This window comes from Geobacillus sp. FSL W8-0026 (assembly GCF_037966255.1).
GTDB classification, from domain to species: Bacteria; Bacillota; Bacilli; order Bacillales; family Anoxybacillaceae; genus Geobacillus; species Geobacillus icigianus.
Genome location: NZ_CP150194.1, coordinates 710100 through 726020, shown reverse-complemented (window position 1 = coordinate 726020; position 15921 = coordinate 710100). Strand labels below are relative to the sequence as shown.

Genomic DNA, 15921 nt, shown 5'->3' with positions numbered 1-15921 from the left:
TATTATAAAAAGGAGGCTGCCTATGGCTTCTGCATCGTACGACTTTCACCATCTTCCGCATGTCAAAACGCAGAGTGAATCGAAGAAAGCGCTCTGGGTGACGCTGGCGCTGACGATATTGTTTACCGCTGTGGAGATCGCCGGGGGGATTCTTTCAAACTCGCTCGCCTTACTGTCCGATTCCGCCCATATGGCTTCCGACGTATTGGCGCTCGGGCTGAGCATGATCGCTCTTTACTTGGCGACACGTCCGCCCAATCCTCGCTTTACATTCGGCTTTTTGCGGTTTGAAATCATCACCTCGTTTTTGAACGGTCTGACGCTGTCCGTCATTGCGCTCTGGATCTTGTGGGAAGGCATTCAGCGCTTTCTCCATCCACAGCCGATCCAGTTTCGCCTCATGCTCGGGATCGCTGCGATTGGCCTCGTCGTCAACGCGACGCTGACGATCGTCTTAAGCCGAAGCACGAAAACGGAAGACAACTTGAACGTTCAGAGCGCCCTTTGGCATTTCATCGGCGACTTAATCAGCTCGATCGGTGTCATCGTTTCCGCGCTTCTCATTTATTGGACCGGTTGGACAGTATTCGACCCGATCATCAGCTTGGTGATCGCCGCCATCATTTTCACGGGCGGGGCAAAAATTATGCGCGAATCGTATCTCATCTTAATGGAAGCCGTGCCCGAACAATTTGACCTCGAACAAATCCGCGCCGACATTCGAACGATCGAAGGGGTCGAAGACGTGCATGATCTGCATTTATGGGCCATCTCGACCGATCATTACTCGCTGTCGGCTCACGTGTTTGTCAGCGAACACATCCAACCGCTTTGCGTCATCTTGGCGGTGAATGAACTGCTCCAAAAGAAATATGGCATTGCACACGCAACCATTCAGGTCGAACATGCAATGCTCCATGACCACGGAACCTATGGTAAAGCATTTTTAGAGAAAAAAAGAATAGGAAGATGATAAAGCTCCTTACCAAATGAATGGAGGCTGTTCCTAAGAGGTGTACCCAACCATTTGGGAACAGCCGCTTGAGAAGTGAGACGAGGAGGCTATATGTTCTCTTCAATCCCGTCTTCTACCTATCCCCCAAATGTGAGCGCCACTTCATAGGCATACATTTGATTCCCAAGAACGTAATCAAGCGGTGCTTTTCCCCGCTGATCATGCGCTTTGCGAAATGCTTCGCTTTTTGTCCAGCCAATAAACGCATCTTTTGTCTCCCACATGGTGCAAACACGCACTTCATCATAATTGTTTGGTTGTTCATTTACCAAAATATCCAAACGCACAAATCCAGGTGCTTTTTCAATTCCTTTTCTTTCTTCAAATCTTTTCACCAGCTGTGATGCGAACCCTTTCTTTACGCGAATCTCATTAGCCACTAAATACATTGCAGTCATTCTTTCGTGCCCTCCTAATGCTTTCCTTTCACATCGAAAAATTACGATCTACCTTCCCTACTTACTCACATGACTCCATGAATCACCGAGCCAACAGTGGAACTGTGCGACTGCTTAGCGGCAGCAGCATCTCTTCTTCTTTTTGGAAAGAAAAACGGTTGATGATCCTCATCATACACAATGTGTACATCTATTCCGAAAACTTCTCGGAACATTTCCCCGCACATCACCTGCTGCGGCGCTCCCTCATAAACAATACGCCCCTGTTTGACAACAATCATTCGGTCGCTGTATTGAGCTGCTTGATTGATGTCATGCAACACCATGACAACTGTAACTCCCCATTGTTTATTGAGTTGCCGAACGAGCTCCATAACTTCCAGCTGATGAACGATATCCAAATGATTCGTTGGTTCATCCAACAGCAGCAGTTTGGGGCATTGAGCAATAGCCATCGCAATCCAGGCTCTTTGCCGCTCCCCACCCGACAACGAGGGAAGAAAACGATTGGCATATGATGTAAGATTCGTTACATTCAGCGCCCATTCAATAACTCGTTGGTCTTCTTGACTGAGATTCGTTGCCCATCGTTGATAAGGATATCTTCCTAACTCTACTAATTCCGATACCGTTATGTCTAACAAATGATTTGTCAACTGTGGCAGCATCGTCATCGTTTGTGCTAATTCTTTCTGCCCCCACGACTTCAGCTGTCGTCCATCCAAAATAACCGTTCCTTCCAAAGGCTGAAGAAGGCGGGCTACAATGCGGAGCAATGTCGACTTCCCCGAACCATTCGGACCAATAATACTAGTGATTTCACCTTCTCGAATCTCCAAATTAATATGTTCAAGAGCAAACGAATCCGAGTGGCGATAGACTACATCACGAACGAAAAGCACCGAGCCCACCTCTTTTATAAAGGATATATAGAAAGAACGGGCCACCTAAAAATGAGAGGACCAACCCAACCGGAAGTTCGACTGGATCAAACCAACTGCGCGCCAATGTATCTGCCAAGACAAGAAACGCTCCTCCAGCTAGTGCCGAAAAAGGCAAAACCACTCGTTCATCATCGCCAACAATCATTCGGACAATATGTGGAATGACCAAACCGATAAATCCGACCATTCCCGATACGCTGACAGCAATTCCAGTGAGCAATGCGCTGACAACAATTAAGAAGAACCGAGACCATTCGACATGATGACCTAACAGCTTCGCCATATCGTCTCCCAATCGCAGTAAGCGAATGGGTTTGATAGCCAGTAAAGAAAGAAGCAAGCCCGGGACTCCGTACATCAACAACAATTTCGCTTGCTCCATGGTAGCGCCGCTGATGACCCCAGTCATCCATGGCAGTACTGCTTCAACCCGATCGCTGTATAACAGCATAATGGCGCTCATCGTCGCTCCTACTACCGCGTTGATCGCCACGCCTACTAGCACGATCCGTCCAATCGATGTTCCCTTCGCTTGCCACGATAAAGCGTACACTATCATGGCTGTGATAAACCCGCCTACAAATGCCGCAATCGGCAGCACAGCTAAATGTTCAGGAAATACAATTGTAATCGTTACAGCCATCAACGCAGCACCTGATGACACACCGATAATCCCCGGATCAGCCAGCGGATTTCTCATCACCCCTTGCATAATCGTTCCTGCGACAGCCAAACACATGCCGACAATCATGCCGACAATTGTCCTTGGCAAACGCAAGTCCCAAACGATCGTTTCGTTAGGAGTGTGTTTTCGTTCAATTAAGCAATCCCATACTTGCACTAAGCTTAGTTTGACACTTCCTGTAATAATTGAATAAACAAATACAGAAAAAAGGAACACAAGTAAGACCATCAATGTTAAAACTCTGCGCCGATAGTATGGATGCCGCTTCGCTCCCACAGCCATGACTTGCCTATCCATTGTTAAATCACCGCCTTTTTCCCTTTCAGCTAGGGAAACAAGCTGAAACCAATCCCTCCGCCTCTTCTTCTTTTACTAGCTGTTGTGGTAATGGAAGAAACGATTCAAAAAGACCATTACTTCACTTTCACTTTTCGTAATTCTTTATTCATGTACTCTAACGCTTTTCCGACGTTCACTCCAGGATTGGCAGCAAACAATGAATTAGGGAGGAAAACCACTCTGTTATTTTTGACTGCCCGCAAGTTTTTCCATGCACTTGTTGATAATAACTTCATGAATTCTTTTTTCACTTGCGCCTGATTGCCATGAGCAATTATAAAAATCACGTCCGGATCACTCTGGATAATGCGCTCACTGCTCAGGGAAGCGTAACCGGGATACTCTTTGATTTTGGGAAACTGAGCAGCAACGTTTTCACCGCCAGCCTTTTTCAACACATCACCAGCATAAGAGTTCGGTAATGCTGCCAAAGAAGTGACTCCTGCTCCAAAAACAATCAATGCCCGAACTTTTGTTTTGGACTTGCTGTATGTCTTGATTTTTTTATCAATTCCACTGACAAGCGCTTTTGCTTTAGACGATTTTCCAAACAGATTTCCTAATAAAATAATGGATTGTCGAATATCATCGACCGAATCGCCTGATGTCAGCACCACTTTCAATTTGAGAGATTCAGTCTTTTTCAAATAGCTTTGAAATGATTTGGAAGCGATGATTACATCGGGCTTGAGACTCACAATCTTCTCGAAATTCGGTTGATGGATATTTCCAACTTCGGGAATTCTTTTTAGTGAGCGTGCAACCGGGACGTTGGTTGTCGGCCTCCCTACGACAGAAATCCCTAAGGCTTGAAGAGTGTTTAAATCACCGCTTCCTAATACTACCACTCGTTTTGGCACGCTCTTGAATTTCACGATTCTCCCCGCCAAGTCTTTGACCTTGACACTTTTGTCTGCTGCATGGACACTTCCTGAATAGGCTGCCAATCCTCCTAGCAACAAGCAAAATACGAGAAGCAACGATACGAATCGTCTCATGGTGAGCACCCCCTATTAATGATTTTGATTATTATTATCATTAACACTTACATAAATGATATTAATTGATAATGATTATTCTTGTCAATAAAAATTTGCAAAACAAAAAATTTTTGGTTCAACACCAGAACGCGACTTAATAGACGGTCCATTCCGCTGAACAAGTGTAGGCGTTTCCTGTCCCTTCTTGGACATATACACCAAGAATGCAATAAAAAATCAAGAACAACGTTTGATGAAGAGCCAATTTTTTATCTGCCCACTTTCATTCCCGTCAAATCAAGGTCTCTAAGAGGAAGAAAGGAAAGCAAGAGCGAATACAACGATACAGATATCAACTGAGAAAGGAAGGGAAACCTTATGGAAATCGAAACGATCTTCTCGTTTTTCGGCGTCGCTGTTTTGCTTACGTTAGCCCCGGGCCCGGACATTTTGTTCGTCATCGCCCAAAGCCTGTCCCAGGGCAAACAGGCGGGCATCGCCACCGCACTCGGGCTGTGCACCGGCCTGCTTGTCCATATCAGTGCCGCCACGTTTGGCGTCTCAGCCATCATTTATCAGTCGGCCTTGGCCTTTGCCGTCGTCAAATACGCAGGGGCCGGGTATTTGCTGTACTTGGCATGGCAGGCGTTCCACGAAAAAGACGCTGGCCTAGCACTCGGGCGTCAAGAGCAGCTCGCCTTGAGATCGCTGTACAAAAAAGGCATCTTGATGAACGTGCTCAATCCGAAAGTGTCGCTCTTCTTTTTGGCGCTCCTGCCGCAGTTCGTTGATCCATCAGCGGGCCGCGTGCCGCAACAGATGTTGCTTCTTGGCGCCGTCTTCCTCATTCAGGCACTCGCCGTGTTCACCTTGGTGAGCATCGGCGCGGAAAAACTCCGCCACTGGCTGCTGTCGAACGAACGAATCGCTCGGCAAATCCAGTGGCTTAAAGGCATCCTGTTCGCCGCCATCGGCATCCAAATCGCCTTCAGCGAGCGGCCGTAGCGGCCGAAAACGAAACGAGCGGGCTGTTTTTTCAGCCTGCTTAAGATTTTTTAGCAGCTGCACACCTAGTTGACAAAGCGGGCCATCAAAAGCAAATCCCAATACGTCTTGTCATCGATTTTCGCCGCGTTTTTCTTCACCCCTTCTTCCACAAATCCAAACTTTTGATACAATCGAATCGCGTTCGTGTTGTCAGCGACGACTTCGAGGCAAACTTTTTCAATAAACGGATGTTCCGTTGCCCACTCAAGAAGCGTCGCAAGCAGCGCCTTGCCGACCCCTTGGCCCCGAAAGCTGTTTTTCACGCTCATACCAAAAGCCCCTTGGTGCTTCGTCCGTTGCTTATTACCGTTATGAAAATCCAAAAACCCGATGATATCCCCTTCCTGCTCGGCGACAATCGCCAGCTTTCCGGGATCATCCATCATTTGTTGCAACCATTGTTTTTGCTGCTCGCTCGTGATTGTTACTTCCGATGCCGTCGTCAGCAAATACGACGCTTCCGCCGCCACCGCCTTCACAAACGCAACGACCCGCTCGGCATCCTCGGGCCATGCCGTCCGTATAACAATCGGTTGGCCGCTCGCTATCACCACCCGTCTTGGTTGGATGGTTCCCATAACGATCCCTCCTTACTTGATGTCCATCCGTATAGATTCGCAAACGCGATGGCAACATCCTGCATGAAAACAAAAACATCCTCTGTCTCATAGTTGTATTGAAACATTTGCCCATTCACGACGAGCACATTTGTGCGGCGATGCGCGCTTACTACGAACACTGTCCCATTTCGGCGCGCGCCGTCCGCGAGTTTCGCCCGCCATCGTTGGGCGCAGTGACACCCACCATGGAAGCTATTTTCTCTTTAGGAACGGACATCAATGACGCCCTCGCCCGCTGGATCGAGCAAGGCATCGCAGAAGGCGTTGTCCGTGAAACCGCAGACGTCATGATGGCCGTGTACGTGTTTTCTGCACAACTGCATGCGTTGTTTGACCTTGTCGAAACAAAGGGATCGTTTTTGCTGCCGACACTCGGCAAGACGAAAGAGCAGTTTTTTGCCTACGGCCAGAAGATGATTTTCAATAGCCTCGCAAAGGAGCCGTTGCTATGAAACCAAATGAACCGAGCATGACCGCATTGATGTCCTGTTTCGTCCGCGCTTATCATACGGAACATGACACGCCTGTCATTTTTCGTGACGATATGGCCAGACAGCTGATCACGGATGAAGAATACAAACAAATCCAAACCTTTCTCGCCAACGGCTCTATTCATCAAAAAAATCGACCGAGTCCTCTTTTAAGCATCCCGCTTCAAAGAAAGACTCGGCCGACAGGTTCCTTCTTATTGCCCTTTCGTCACCATCGCTGTGGTCGCATCACTATGGTTTTGTGCGGCGTCTTCCTGCATCACAATGACCGTCAGCTGACCATGGTTCAATGCGGACAGATCGAGCGTCTTGGAAAAACTCCCATTCGAGTCCGCCGATGTCCATGCAACAAGCGATTTTTGCCCATCCGTAATGATGATTTGCACCAATGCGTTGCTTTCTGCCGTTCCTGCGATCGTATAGGCCGCTTGATTTTGGTTTGTAACGGCTGGCAGGGCGTTCAACGATGGAGCGTCAACAGCGGTATCCTTCCAAACCGTCGTGGTTGCCTCTAGGCTTACATTGCCTGTAACGCTCGTTTGAACGGCTGTAATGGTAATCAGTCCATCGCTTAACGGCGAAATATCCGCTTCTACGCGGTATCTCCCGTTTTCGTCCACCGTACCGACTGTGCTGATTTCATTCGTGCCATCGGACAACGTGACCTCCACTTCCGCTCCTGGTTCTCCCTTGCCCGTGACTTCATAAGCGGTTGCATCTGTGCTGGCATTCACATATCCTTTATTGTCAATAGACGGCTTGGCCGGAGAAGCCAACGATTTGATGAGGACGACGCTTGCCATCCGGCTTTCATTCCCCGCCTGATCGATCGTTTTCACACGGATGATGACCTTCCCATCTTTCAGCGAAGACGTATTGATCTCTACTTCATAGTTTCCATCTTCATCTACCAGCCCGCTTGCCAAGACGGATTTTTTTCCATCGGCAGCCTCCACCACCACTTTCTCTCCAGGCGTGCCTGTCCCTGTGACTGGATACGCTTCATAGTTGAAAGCGTTAATATATCCTTCATTCAACAGTTCAGGAGCCTCTATGCTCACATCTTTCCGAAGCACGTTCTTCGATTGGCCGCTTTGGTTTCCTGCCGAATCCACGCTAACCGCGGAGACCGTCATCTCTCCTTCCGCCAGTTTTCTTGCATCGATCACCGCCCGGAATCTCCCTTTGCCGTCTGCATGCACCGTTTTGGTAATGCGCTGCTTTCCATCGCTCAACGAAACCTTCACAACGCTATGGGGTTCTGCTGTTCCTTGAACAGCATAAGCGTTCTGCTGCTTGGCATTGATCCATCCTTTGTTCGTGATCACCGGAACGGAAGGAGCCTTCGTATCCTTGATCATCTTTTTCTTTACACTGCTGTACTTCTGACCCTTGACGATTTGGATGACAGATAGGGTTAGCGTCCCGTCCCGTAACGTCGATACGTTGACCGGCGCCTCAAACGCTCCGCTCTTTTGAACAACAGTGTAACGAGTGACAGATGCTTTTCCATCGGTGATGACAATTTTGATCTTCGCTCCCTTGAGCCCTTTTCCTTTTACGATATACTCTTTTACAGTCGAAGCATTCACCGGCTGTGCACTTTCAATGGCAAGCTTGGCCGGTTTCGCCGCATATGCTTCAGACTCCGCCGCCCCCACTATGGCTAAACTGACGGCTGCGAAACTAGAAACCACCCATTTTTTCCAACCCATACCGATCCCCTTTTCATGATAATTTTGCTCGTCGAAGCAGAAAGAGAAAATACGGCGCACCGATGAAGGCCGTTAAGATGCCGACCGGAATTTCGATTGGCGCCGCGATGGTTCTTCCCACCGTATCCGCGCCGATCATCAACATCGCTCCTAATAAGGCGCTGACCGGAATGAGCCGCTGATAATCCGCCCTTGTCAACAAACGGGCGAGATGGGGGATGACGAGTCCCACAAATCCGATCGGACCCGATACGGCCACGGCGCTTCCGCACAAACCGACCGCGATGAGGAAGATCAGGAAGCGCGCCGCCTGAACACGCATTCCCAAGCTTGCGGCGACATCATCGTGCAACTGCAAGACATTCAGGCGGCGATAACAAAGGTAAGCCAACGCGAGCCCCATCACCGACCAAGGAACAATGAGAGCAACATGTTCCCATGTCCGTCCCCATAAACTCCCCGCCAACCAAATGACCGCAGCATCAATCCCTTTGGTCGCAAAAACCAAAATCCCCGTAACAGCCGCCTGAAACAAGGCGTCAAAAGCAATCCCTGATAGAGCAAACCGCCCTTTATCCATCCCTTTCTTCCAGGCAAACGCATACACGCAAAGGCCGGCGAAGAGAGCCCCGAAAAAGGTGGCAAACGGCAGGCCGCTGGCAGGAAAGTGCGGAATGATCAGCAATGCCAGCACGGCAAACAAGCTGGCGCCAGCCGTCATTCCAATGACATTCGGAGCGGCAAGCGGGTTTTGCGTCACGGCTTGCAACAGCGCCCCCGATACGGCGAGGTTGGCACCGACAAACATCCCAACCAATATTCTTGGCAAGCGATATTCCCACACGATTTCCCCGTTGAGGGAAGACGTTCGGTTGAACAATGCCTGCCATACTTGCGAAACAGGGATTTTCACATCCCCGAAACAAGCGGCGAGAGGCACGATGATGACAAGAAGCAACGCCAAACCGGCCACAAGTCCCAAATCACGCTTACGCATTCCATTCTCCCTGCTTCCTAATCAAATACAAAAAGTATGGGCAACCAATGGCGGCGGTAAACACCCCGACGGGAAGTTCAATCGGCTGCGCCACTAAGCGTGCAAGCAAGTCCGCCATCAAAAGCAACATTCCCCCGCACAAGGCGCTGACTGGAATGATATGCCGATAATTCACACCGACCATTTTTCGGACGATGTGCGGGATCATCAAGCCTATAAACCCGATCACCCCGGATACGGACACCGCACTTCCAGCCAAAATAATAATGATGACTGCCATCACTGTTTTGAGAATTCCCACGTGAATACCAAGCCCTTTCGCTGTATCATCGCCCAGCTCCAACAGATCCAGTTTCGAAGCGATCATGATGGAGACAAGCAAGCCGGCGAGAGACCATGGCGCGATCATCGAAAAATGACGCCATGTCAATCCATTTAACCCGCCGGCCAACCAGGCATATACGGCGGCCGCATCTTGACCAAGCAAGACCAAAATTCCAACCGTGATCGCATGCAAAAATGCGCTGACAGCCACTCCGGCAAGGGTCAAACGAACCGGGGAAAGAGCGCCTCTCTTCAAGGACAAACTGTATACGAGAGCCCCTCCAACCGCCGCCCCCAAAAAGACAAGGGGAGAAAAGAAAAACAGGGGAAGGCCGGCAAAAAAATATTCGATAAGGACAACCACCACAGCAGCGCCGCCCGACACCCCCATGATTTTCGGCTCAGCCATCGGATTCTTGGTTAAGCACTGCATCATCGCGCCAGCGACCGCCAGATTCGCCCCAATCAAAACCGCTAGAAGGGCGCGGGGAAAGCGCAGATCCCAAACCACCGTTCGTGCTTTGGATCCATCGTCATGAAAAAGAACATCGATCACCTTTTGAACCGGCACGAAAAACGGACCAGAGACCAACGAAACGATCATCAACAAAACGATGCCCAATCCTGCTATGGAGCTGATCCATATGGCTTTTTTTCCGTATGTCAAAGATGACATCCTCTCGCTAGCCCCATCCCATCACTGATAGCGTTTTAAAATGGATGCTGCTTCTTTTACAATCAATTTCGCTGCCAACGGTCCCCGACTGCGAGACCAAAGATCGCGATTGACTTCCACCACCCGCTTCTTTTTCACCGCTTTTAATTGGGACCAAATCGGGTTGGCTTTCACTTTTTTCAGATCATTCTTCCCAGGATCTGTATAGGCAAACAGCACATCTGGGTCGATTTCTAAAATTCGTTCTAAACTTACCGTTTTAAAGTCGGAGTATTCATCCCCTTTTTCCTTAAAGGCATAATCCGCCTTAAGGGCAGTAAAAATCGATCCAGAGAATGAGTTGTCCTGCCATACGTTAATGCCATCTTTATTGACGAAAAAGCCCAATACACGAAGATTTTTATCTTTTAATTTTGCTTGTTGCGATTTCAATTCTTTATAAAACTGGTTCACGAACGATTTTGCCTTCGCCTTCCGGCCTAAGATGTCTCCCAATACAAGGAGCTGGTTCATCGCCTCTTTGTAGCTGTTTGCGCGGAATCCCGCCACGGGTGCAATCTTTTTCAACTGAGGAATCATCGCTTTATGAAACTCAAATTCATGGTCGATAATGATTAAATCCGGTTTGAGCGCTGCAATTCTCTCCAAACTCGGGGCGCTAAGAGCCCCAACGCTCGGTACACCTTTTAATTTATTGCGCAAGTATGTAGGCACCGTTCCCGAATTCGAAATCGTATAGCCCACCGGCTTTAATCCTAACGTAACCACGGCATCGGTCCCCGCCATGCTTAACGTGACAATCCGCTTCGGGGTTCCCTTAATCACCAGCTTGCCAAGCTCTGTTTTAAACACCCTTGTCTTGGCTGCAGCCTGCACCGATGCGGCCGGTTGAGCCAATGGCACAAGCAGCACGAGCAGCGCCATCAGCACGGCAAGAAGAGAAGTCCATTTTTTCTGTACCACGTTACATATTCCCCCTTCAACTTCTATTTAATAATGATAATCCTTATCAATCGAGATCATAATTGATATTGAATATCTTTGTCAATAAAATGATAAAAAATCCTTTGTCTTTCCCCCATCAACATGCCGCTTCATCCATGATGCCGCATTTCTTCATCAATGAGCTAGTGGAGATTGACTTGGTCGCAACGAATAAACCAAATGATTCCGGTCATGCTAAAAGCGAACCTTGGTGTGGAAGGAGACGAACAAACATGAACTTACAATCCGGCAAATTGTACTGGCCCACCACCTTGCCAGCCCCGCCGAGCTACCCGGTCTTGGAGGAAGATATTGACTGCGATGTACTCATTATTGGCGCAGGCACCTCGGGCGCCCAATGCGCCTACTTCCTGAGCGACACCGACCTTGACATCGTCGTCGTCGACAAGCGAAAAGCGGGACAGGGGAGCACGGCTGTCAACACCGCCCTCATTCAATACTTGGGGGAAAAAATGTTTTTCGAGCTGATCAACAGTTTTGGCGAAGCATACGCAGCCCGGCATCTCAAGCTTTGCGAACAGGCCATCCGCGATCTCGCTCAGGCTGCCGGAAAGCTGCCGCTCGATTGCGAATTTGTCACCCGCGACAGTTTGTATTACGCCAGCTCTTCTGAAGATGTAAGCAAGTTGGAAAGCGAATACGCCGCTCTCCAGAAACACGGCTTTGCCGTCGAATGGTGGACGGAAGAGCAAATCGCCCGCCACTACCCGTTCCGCAGACCCGCGGCGATGCTGACGAAAAACGATGGCGAAGTCAATCCATACAAACTGACGATCGGCTTGCTTGAATACGCCAAAAACCGCGGTATCCGCCTGTTCGAACAAACCGAAATCAACGGAAAAAAACTAGAAAAAGACAAAGCGATATTTTATACGAAAACAGGAGCGGTCATCCAAGCAAAATCCGTCATCATCGCCGCGGGATATGAAACGTTAGATTTCAAAAAGGACCGGAACGCTGTGTTGACGAGCACGTACGCGGTAGTCACCAATCCGGTCGATGATTTCTCGAGCTGGTACAACCGGACGCTCATCTGGGAAACCGCCCGTCCCTACATTTACATGCGGACGACCGCTGACAACCGCGTGATCATTGGCGGGTTGGATGAAGATACGACCTACGCCGATGAACGCGACGCGAAACTCATCCATAAGCGCGACCAGTTGATCGCCGAATTCAACCAGCGCTTCCCCACCATCAACGTGCAGCCGGAATTTTACCTCGGCGCCTACTACGCGGGCACGCATGACGGCTTGCCGATCATCGGGGTGTATGACGAATATCCGAACTGCTATTTCGTCTATGCTTACGGGGACAACGGGGCGGTCTACAGCATGGTGCTTGCCAAATGCCTGCGCGACTGGATCGCAGCCGGCCGAAGCGATGACGCCCAACTCTATCTGCCCGAGCGCCCCTTGGCCTCCACGCTGCGGACGTGATCATACCTTTTCGCGCACACGGACGGTCACAAAACGATCGTTCCTCATGGGCTGGGGCAAAAACCAAAGGCTGGAAACAGAGATGGGGATCGAAAAGGGCGGCCCTTGGCCTTAAGGCAAGTACAGGATGTCCAACCAATGTTTCAGCGCATCGGCAGGAGGAAAAGGGGGGCAACACACGCGGAACCCCCCTCCCTCTCCCCAGCCAAATTCGCCGACTTCACTCCGCTTGTCCTTTGAGACCAACTTTTGCGCCTAATTCCGCAAGCCGCATACCAATCTATGGTGAATAGCGACTCTGCTAACACCATCTTTTTCTATCAGCCGTCTTCAATGCAAAAGCTCTTTTTAAGCCATTGAGTATATGAGATCATAGAATTGTTTAAAGAGAAAATACAATTGATATCAGTGGAATCCAAGGAATGATGTTGATTACTTGATAATTGTCATATTACCTCCCCATACTGCTCCTGCAGCAGTACCAACCTCAACTTTCTGTTTGTTACCTCCACTTAGGACCATTTCAATCGTTCCACCAGTTGCCGCTCCCCAAGCTGCCCCTTTAGCAGCACCATTAGCAATGGATTTTTGAAGGAATTTCGGATCGTTCGGGAAAGCTTTGTGTAAAAGACTGGAAATGGAACTCATAAAATTTCTCCCCCCAAAATATATATAAATATTCAAAATATATATAATACATTGAATATATTACTATATATACTATCATATGTAAATATTACCATATAAATAGTTTTATATTTTACATTCTTTTTACATTTTTAGCAAAATTACCGATAAACCTCCGATAATCATAAGAAGTGACAATCCTAACAACCAAGCTGAAAGAATAGGTGTTGAGAAAACATCTAAAATCTCTAAGAAGATAACAACCATTTTCCTTTTAAAGCTTAAATCCTTTTTTTCCTCCCAACTTTCTTTTAATGAAACCACTCCGAACGGTAATAAGATAACCCCTATGATAATTAAGCCAATTCCTAAAATCATGTATAGTCTCCTCCTAGCTATTATGTTGTATTTTCATATAGTTGATATTTCTTGTTCTCATCGTTCGCTGTAATCTTAGATATCGCTAATATTAATTGGCGATTTCTCCTTTTCTCTCCTGCAAAGATATAAATAAATATTACCCGTGGTGCTAGTTGAGTCTTAACGCTCAACTAGCCCAAGAACAACAAGCGAGTAAGCCAGTAAAATACCATCCAGTGCCGTTTCAAATCCAGAAACCGAGTTCGCTCGAATCTCGGTGATCCGATACGAATCGACTAAAATCGAAAACACGGTTTCCACCACTTTACGTCTCACATTTCGCACCCTAACAGGGTAGAAAGAAAGGATTTTTTATTTCGTTTTTTAGAATACCATTTCGACCAACACAACGAGCGATGGCAATCCTTTTTTTACCATCTCTAGTCGTTCCGTATGACGTTACACGTAAATGTTCTCATCCATGCCCAATCCCTGCAGGATCCTTCGCTGATCAAGGGTGAGCGGTTTCCCTAACGCGCGTTGGATGTGCCCATCCGGCAGCTCCAGTAGGACGACGTTCACATACCGGAACAACTGAAAAATTGCCTGTCCGGTGGGTCGGGTCAGTTTCCGGCCTCCCGCGCCCTTTCATGGGCGTTCCGGGGTAATGAGCTGACGCACCCGGCACTGGAAGACGCGGTAAATGGCCAAGGCCAACAGAAACAAATAACCCAATACTGCGACCCGTTCTGGTTTTTTGACGTAAATCTCATCCGTAAAGAACGGGTCTTTCAAGAAAGAGAAGTTCATCTCCACGTAGATTTGGCCTTTATACAACTTCAAGATTTCTTTTGCCTCCATCGGTTGACCCTTCCATTCCTTCGGAACGGTCGTAATGAGGACAAACCGGGACGCTTTCCGTCTCGCCTGTTCCCAAGCGTTGGGGTCGAATTCGGCGCCAAGACGCACGAAATACAGCGTCTCCATCTCGGGTTCCGCCCCTTTTTTCGGTCGTCCGCGCCGTTTTTTCGGGCGTACGATCTCTTCGATTGCGGCTTCCACCCGATGAAACTGGGGACGAAGGGACGCCTTGAGGGAGGCCAAGGCTTGTTCGGCGTCTGCCCGGCAAGAGAAGGGGTGGCGTTCCCAGCGGGCTTGTTCCTCGCGAAGAAGCTCCGCTTCTTTGGTCCGCTCTTTGTCGAGCGTCTTTCCTTTTCGCTGGTCGAGCGCGCTCGATTCGACGACGATCAGCCGAACGGGATGGCCTTCATAAGTGGAGGCCGTTTCCCATACCCGATACGTGGCACCGTTTTTCTCCGCCAGCGTAAAGGGGTCGTTCCACGGGATAGGAGGCGAATCGGCCTCCGCCAATGCCTGTTTCACGATCCGAAGCGACGAAGGGCCCCGCGTGATCAAAAAGGCGTTGGCGGCTTTCGTTTGCGCCAAGGTCTCTTTCGTCATCGCGGCGGAATCCGCCACGTAAATCCATTCATCTTGGATCTTGGCTTGCTTCAGCTGTTCATGGACACGGGAGAGCCCCTCGGGATTCCACGTTTTGTCCGGCACGTTGCCGTCGTGCCCATCGCCGGAAAACGGGATGCCGTCTTCGTTGCCGATCAGTCCGAAACCGATTGGTTTTTGCCAACGATGGTGCCGGTTGTAGCCATGTGTGATCTGCAGGGCCTCTGACGAGACCGATTCATACGCGCCGTAAACGGTCTTGTCCGTCGTATCGGCGTGGAAGACGCGAAGAGAGAGGCCTTCTTTCTTGTCGATCTGCACGAGGCAAGACGAAAGGACTTGATGGAGATTCGCCTCATACAAGCGTCCAAATGACGCGTGATGGCATCGTCGTTGAACCAAGACGGATCCAGTCCTGGCCGAATCCGCTTCGGCCAATCGATGTCATGCGCCCATTGTTCCCAATGAACGAGCGCTTGCCGGCCGCTCAAGATATCCAGAAACGATATCGCTGGCTCGAGTTTGGCATTGTGGATCCACGGGAACGAGATGATCAATCAACTGAGGAAGGTCAAGATCTTTGAACAGGGCGCTTATTCTATTCAAATAAGAACTTTCATAAATGGCCCGAATTCGAACGTCCATGATGGGCAAACTCCTTTGCTTTCCTTGTGTTTCAAGGTTTGATTCGACAGGAAGATAAAAAAATCCTCCCGATTTTTGTCGAGAGGGTGCGAAATGTGAGGCCTTTGGTGTTTTCTTATCCCATTTAACCAGTGTTTCCTCAATTCCTTGTAG

Annotated in this window: 15 protein-coding genes and 2 pseudogenes; 4 read left to right on the top strand and 13 right to left on the bottom strand. The window is 49.0% G+C overall.

Going from position 1 to position 15921, the window contains the following annotated elements:
• Positions 1 to 22: 22 nt before the first annotated feature.
• Positions 23 to 973 carry a cation diffusion facilitator family transporter gene (locus NST29_RS03765; protein ID WP_324697707.1) on the top strand — a complete coding sequence of 317 codons (951 nt, stop codon included), beginning with the start codon at positions 23 to 25 and terminating at the stop codon, positions 971 to 973.
• Positions 974 to 1092: 119 nt separating this feature from the next.
• Here NST29_RS03765 and NST29_RS03760 read toward each other — a convergent pair whose 3' ends face one another.
• The 4 genes from NST29_RS03760 to NST29_RS03745 all read right to left on the bottom strand — a co-directional run bounded on the left by NST29_RS03760 (position 1093) and on the right by NST29_RS03745 (position 4379).
• On the bottom strand, positions 1093 to 1413 hold the full coding sequence (locus NST29_RS03760) for an antibiotic biosynthesis monooxygenase (protein ID WP_231559855.1): 321 nt from the start codon (positions 1411 to 1413) through the stop codon (positions 1093 to 1095).
• Positions 1414 to 1478: 65 nt separating this feature from the next.
• On the bottom strand, positions 1479 to 2315 hold the full coding sequence (locus tag NST29_RS03755) for an ABC transporter ATP-binding protein (protein WP_051985035.1): 837 nt from the start codon (positions 2313 to 2315) through the stop codon (positions 1479 to 1481).
• A complete protein-coding gene (locus tag NST29_RS03750) occupies positions 2299 to 3339 on the bottom strand; it encodes an iron ABC transporter permease (protein ID WP_033017913.1) in 1041 nt (346 codons plus the stop codon). Before NST29_RS03750 ends, NST29_RS03755 begins: the two co-directional genes overlap by 17 nt.
• A gap of 116 nt (positions 3340 to 3455) precedes the next feature.
• Positions 3456 to 4379, bottom strand: a complete 924-nt coding sequence (locus NST29_RS03745) for an ABC transporter substrate-binding protein (protein ID WP_033017915.1) — start codon at positions 4377 to 4379, stop codon at positions 3456 to 3458.
• A gap of 360 nt (positions 4380 to 4739) precedes the next feature.
• Between NST29_RS03745 and NST29_RS03740 the strand changes: the two genes are divergently transcribed.
• A complete protein-coding gene (locus NST29_RS03740) occupies positions 4740 to 5366 on the top strand; it encodes a LysE family translocator (protein WP_033017917.1) in 627 nt (208 codons plus the stop codon).
• A 65-nt stretch (positions 5367 to 5431) separates the two neighbouring features.
• Here NST29_RS03740 and NST29_RS03735 read toward each other — a convergent pair whose 3' ends face one another.
• The gene (locus NST29_RS03735; RefSeq protein WP_033017919.1) at positions 5432 to 5986 is read right to left on the bottom strand and encodes a GNAT family N-acetyltransferase; all 555 of its coding nucleotides are present in this window, start codon (positions 5984 to 5986) and stop codon (positions 5432 to 5434) included.
• Positions 5987 to 6093: 107 nt separating this feature from the next.
• Between NST29_RS03735 and NST29_RS03730 the strand changes: the two genes are divergently transcribed.
• Entirely contained in the window at positions 6094 to 6480 is a 387-nt protein-coding gene (locus tag NST29_RS03730; RefSeq protein ID WP_235207569.1) for a hypothetical protein, read from the top strand.
• Positions 6481 to 6713: 233 nt separating this feature from the next.
• Here the strand turns inward: NST29_RS03730 and NST29_RS03725 are convergent, their stop codons facing one another.
• Genes NST29_RS03725 through NST29_RS03710 form a run of 4 tightly spaced genes read right to left on the bottom strand, consistent with a single transcriptional unit; the run spans position 6714 to position 11194 of the window.
• Complete coding sequence (locus NST29_RS03725; protein WP_033017920.1) at positions 6714 to 8234, bottom strand: Ig-like domain-containing protein; 1521 nt, start codon at positions 8232 to 8234, stop codon at positions 6714 to 6716.
• A gap of 13 nt (positions 8235 to 8247) precedes the next feature.
• On the bottom strand, positions 8248 to 9231 hold the full coding sequence (locus NST29_RS03720; RefSeq protein WP_033017922.1) for an iron ABC transporter permease: 984 nt from the start codon (positions 9229 to 9231) through the stop codon (positions 8248 to 8250).
• Complete coding sequence (locus tag NST29_RS03715) at positions 9224 to 10231, bottom strand: iron ABC transporter permease (protein ID WP_235207570.1); 1008 nt, start codon at positions 10229 to 10231, stop codon at positions 9224 to 9226. The genes NST29_RS03720 and NST29_RS03715 overlap by 8 nt, the downstream gene beginning before the upstream one ends.
• A gap of 21 nt (positions 10232 to 10252) precedes the next feature.
• Complete coding sequence (locus tag NST29_RS03710; protein WP_033017925.1) at positions 10253 to 11194, bottom strand: iron-siderophore ABC transporter substrate-binding protein; 942 nt, start codon at positions 11192 to 11194, stop codon at positions 10253 to 10255.
• Between the two features lie 254 nt (positions 11195 to 11448).
• Here NST29_RS03710 and NST29_RS03705 point away from each other — a divergent pair, with 254 nt between their 5' ends.
• A complete protein-coding gene (locus tag NST29_RS03705; RefSeq protein WP_033017926.1) occupies positions 11449 to 12675 on the top strand; it encodes an FAD-dependent oxidoreductase in 1227 nt (408 codons plus the stop codon).
• Between the two features lie 432 nt (positions 12676 to 13107).
• On the opposite strand, the gene NST29_RS03700 is transcribed toward NST29_RS03705, so the two are convergent.
• From NST29_RS03700 to NST29_RS03685, 4 genes and pseudogenes are all read right to left on the bottom strand, one after another.
• Positions 13108 to 13323 (bottom strand): hypothetical protein, encoded by a 216-nt coding sequence (locus NST29_RS03700; protein ID WP_033017927.1) that lies wholly within the window; start codon positions 13321 to 13323, stop codon positions 13108 to 13110.
• 123 nt (positions 13324 to 13446) lie between these two features.
• Entirely contained in the window at positions 13447 to 13680 is a 234-nt protein-coding gene (locus tag NST29_RS03695) for a hypothetical protein (RefSeq protein ID WP_033844585.1), read from the bottom strand.
• 162 nt (positions 13681 to 13842) lie between these two features.
• Positions 13843 to 14040: pseudogene (locus NST29_RS03690) on the bottom strand (hypothetical protein); the annotation flags it as partial.
• An 81-nt stretch (positions 14041 to 14121) separates the two neighbouring features.
• Positions 14122 to 15768, bottom strand: a pseudogene (locus NST29_RS03685) (IS1634 family transposase).
• Positions 15769 to 15921: the final 153 nt, after the last annotated feature.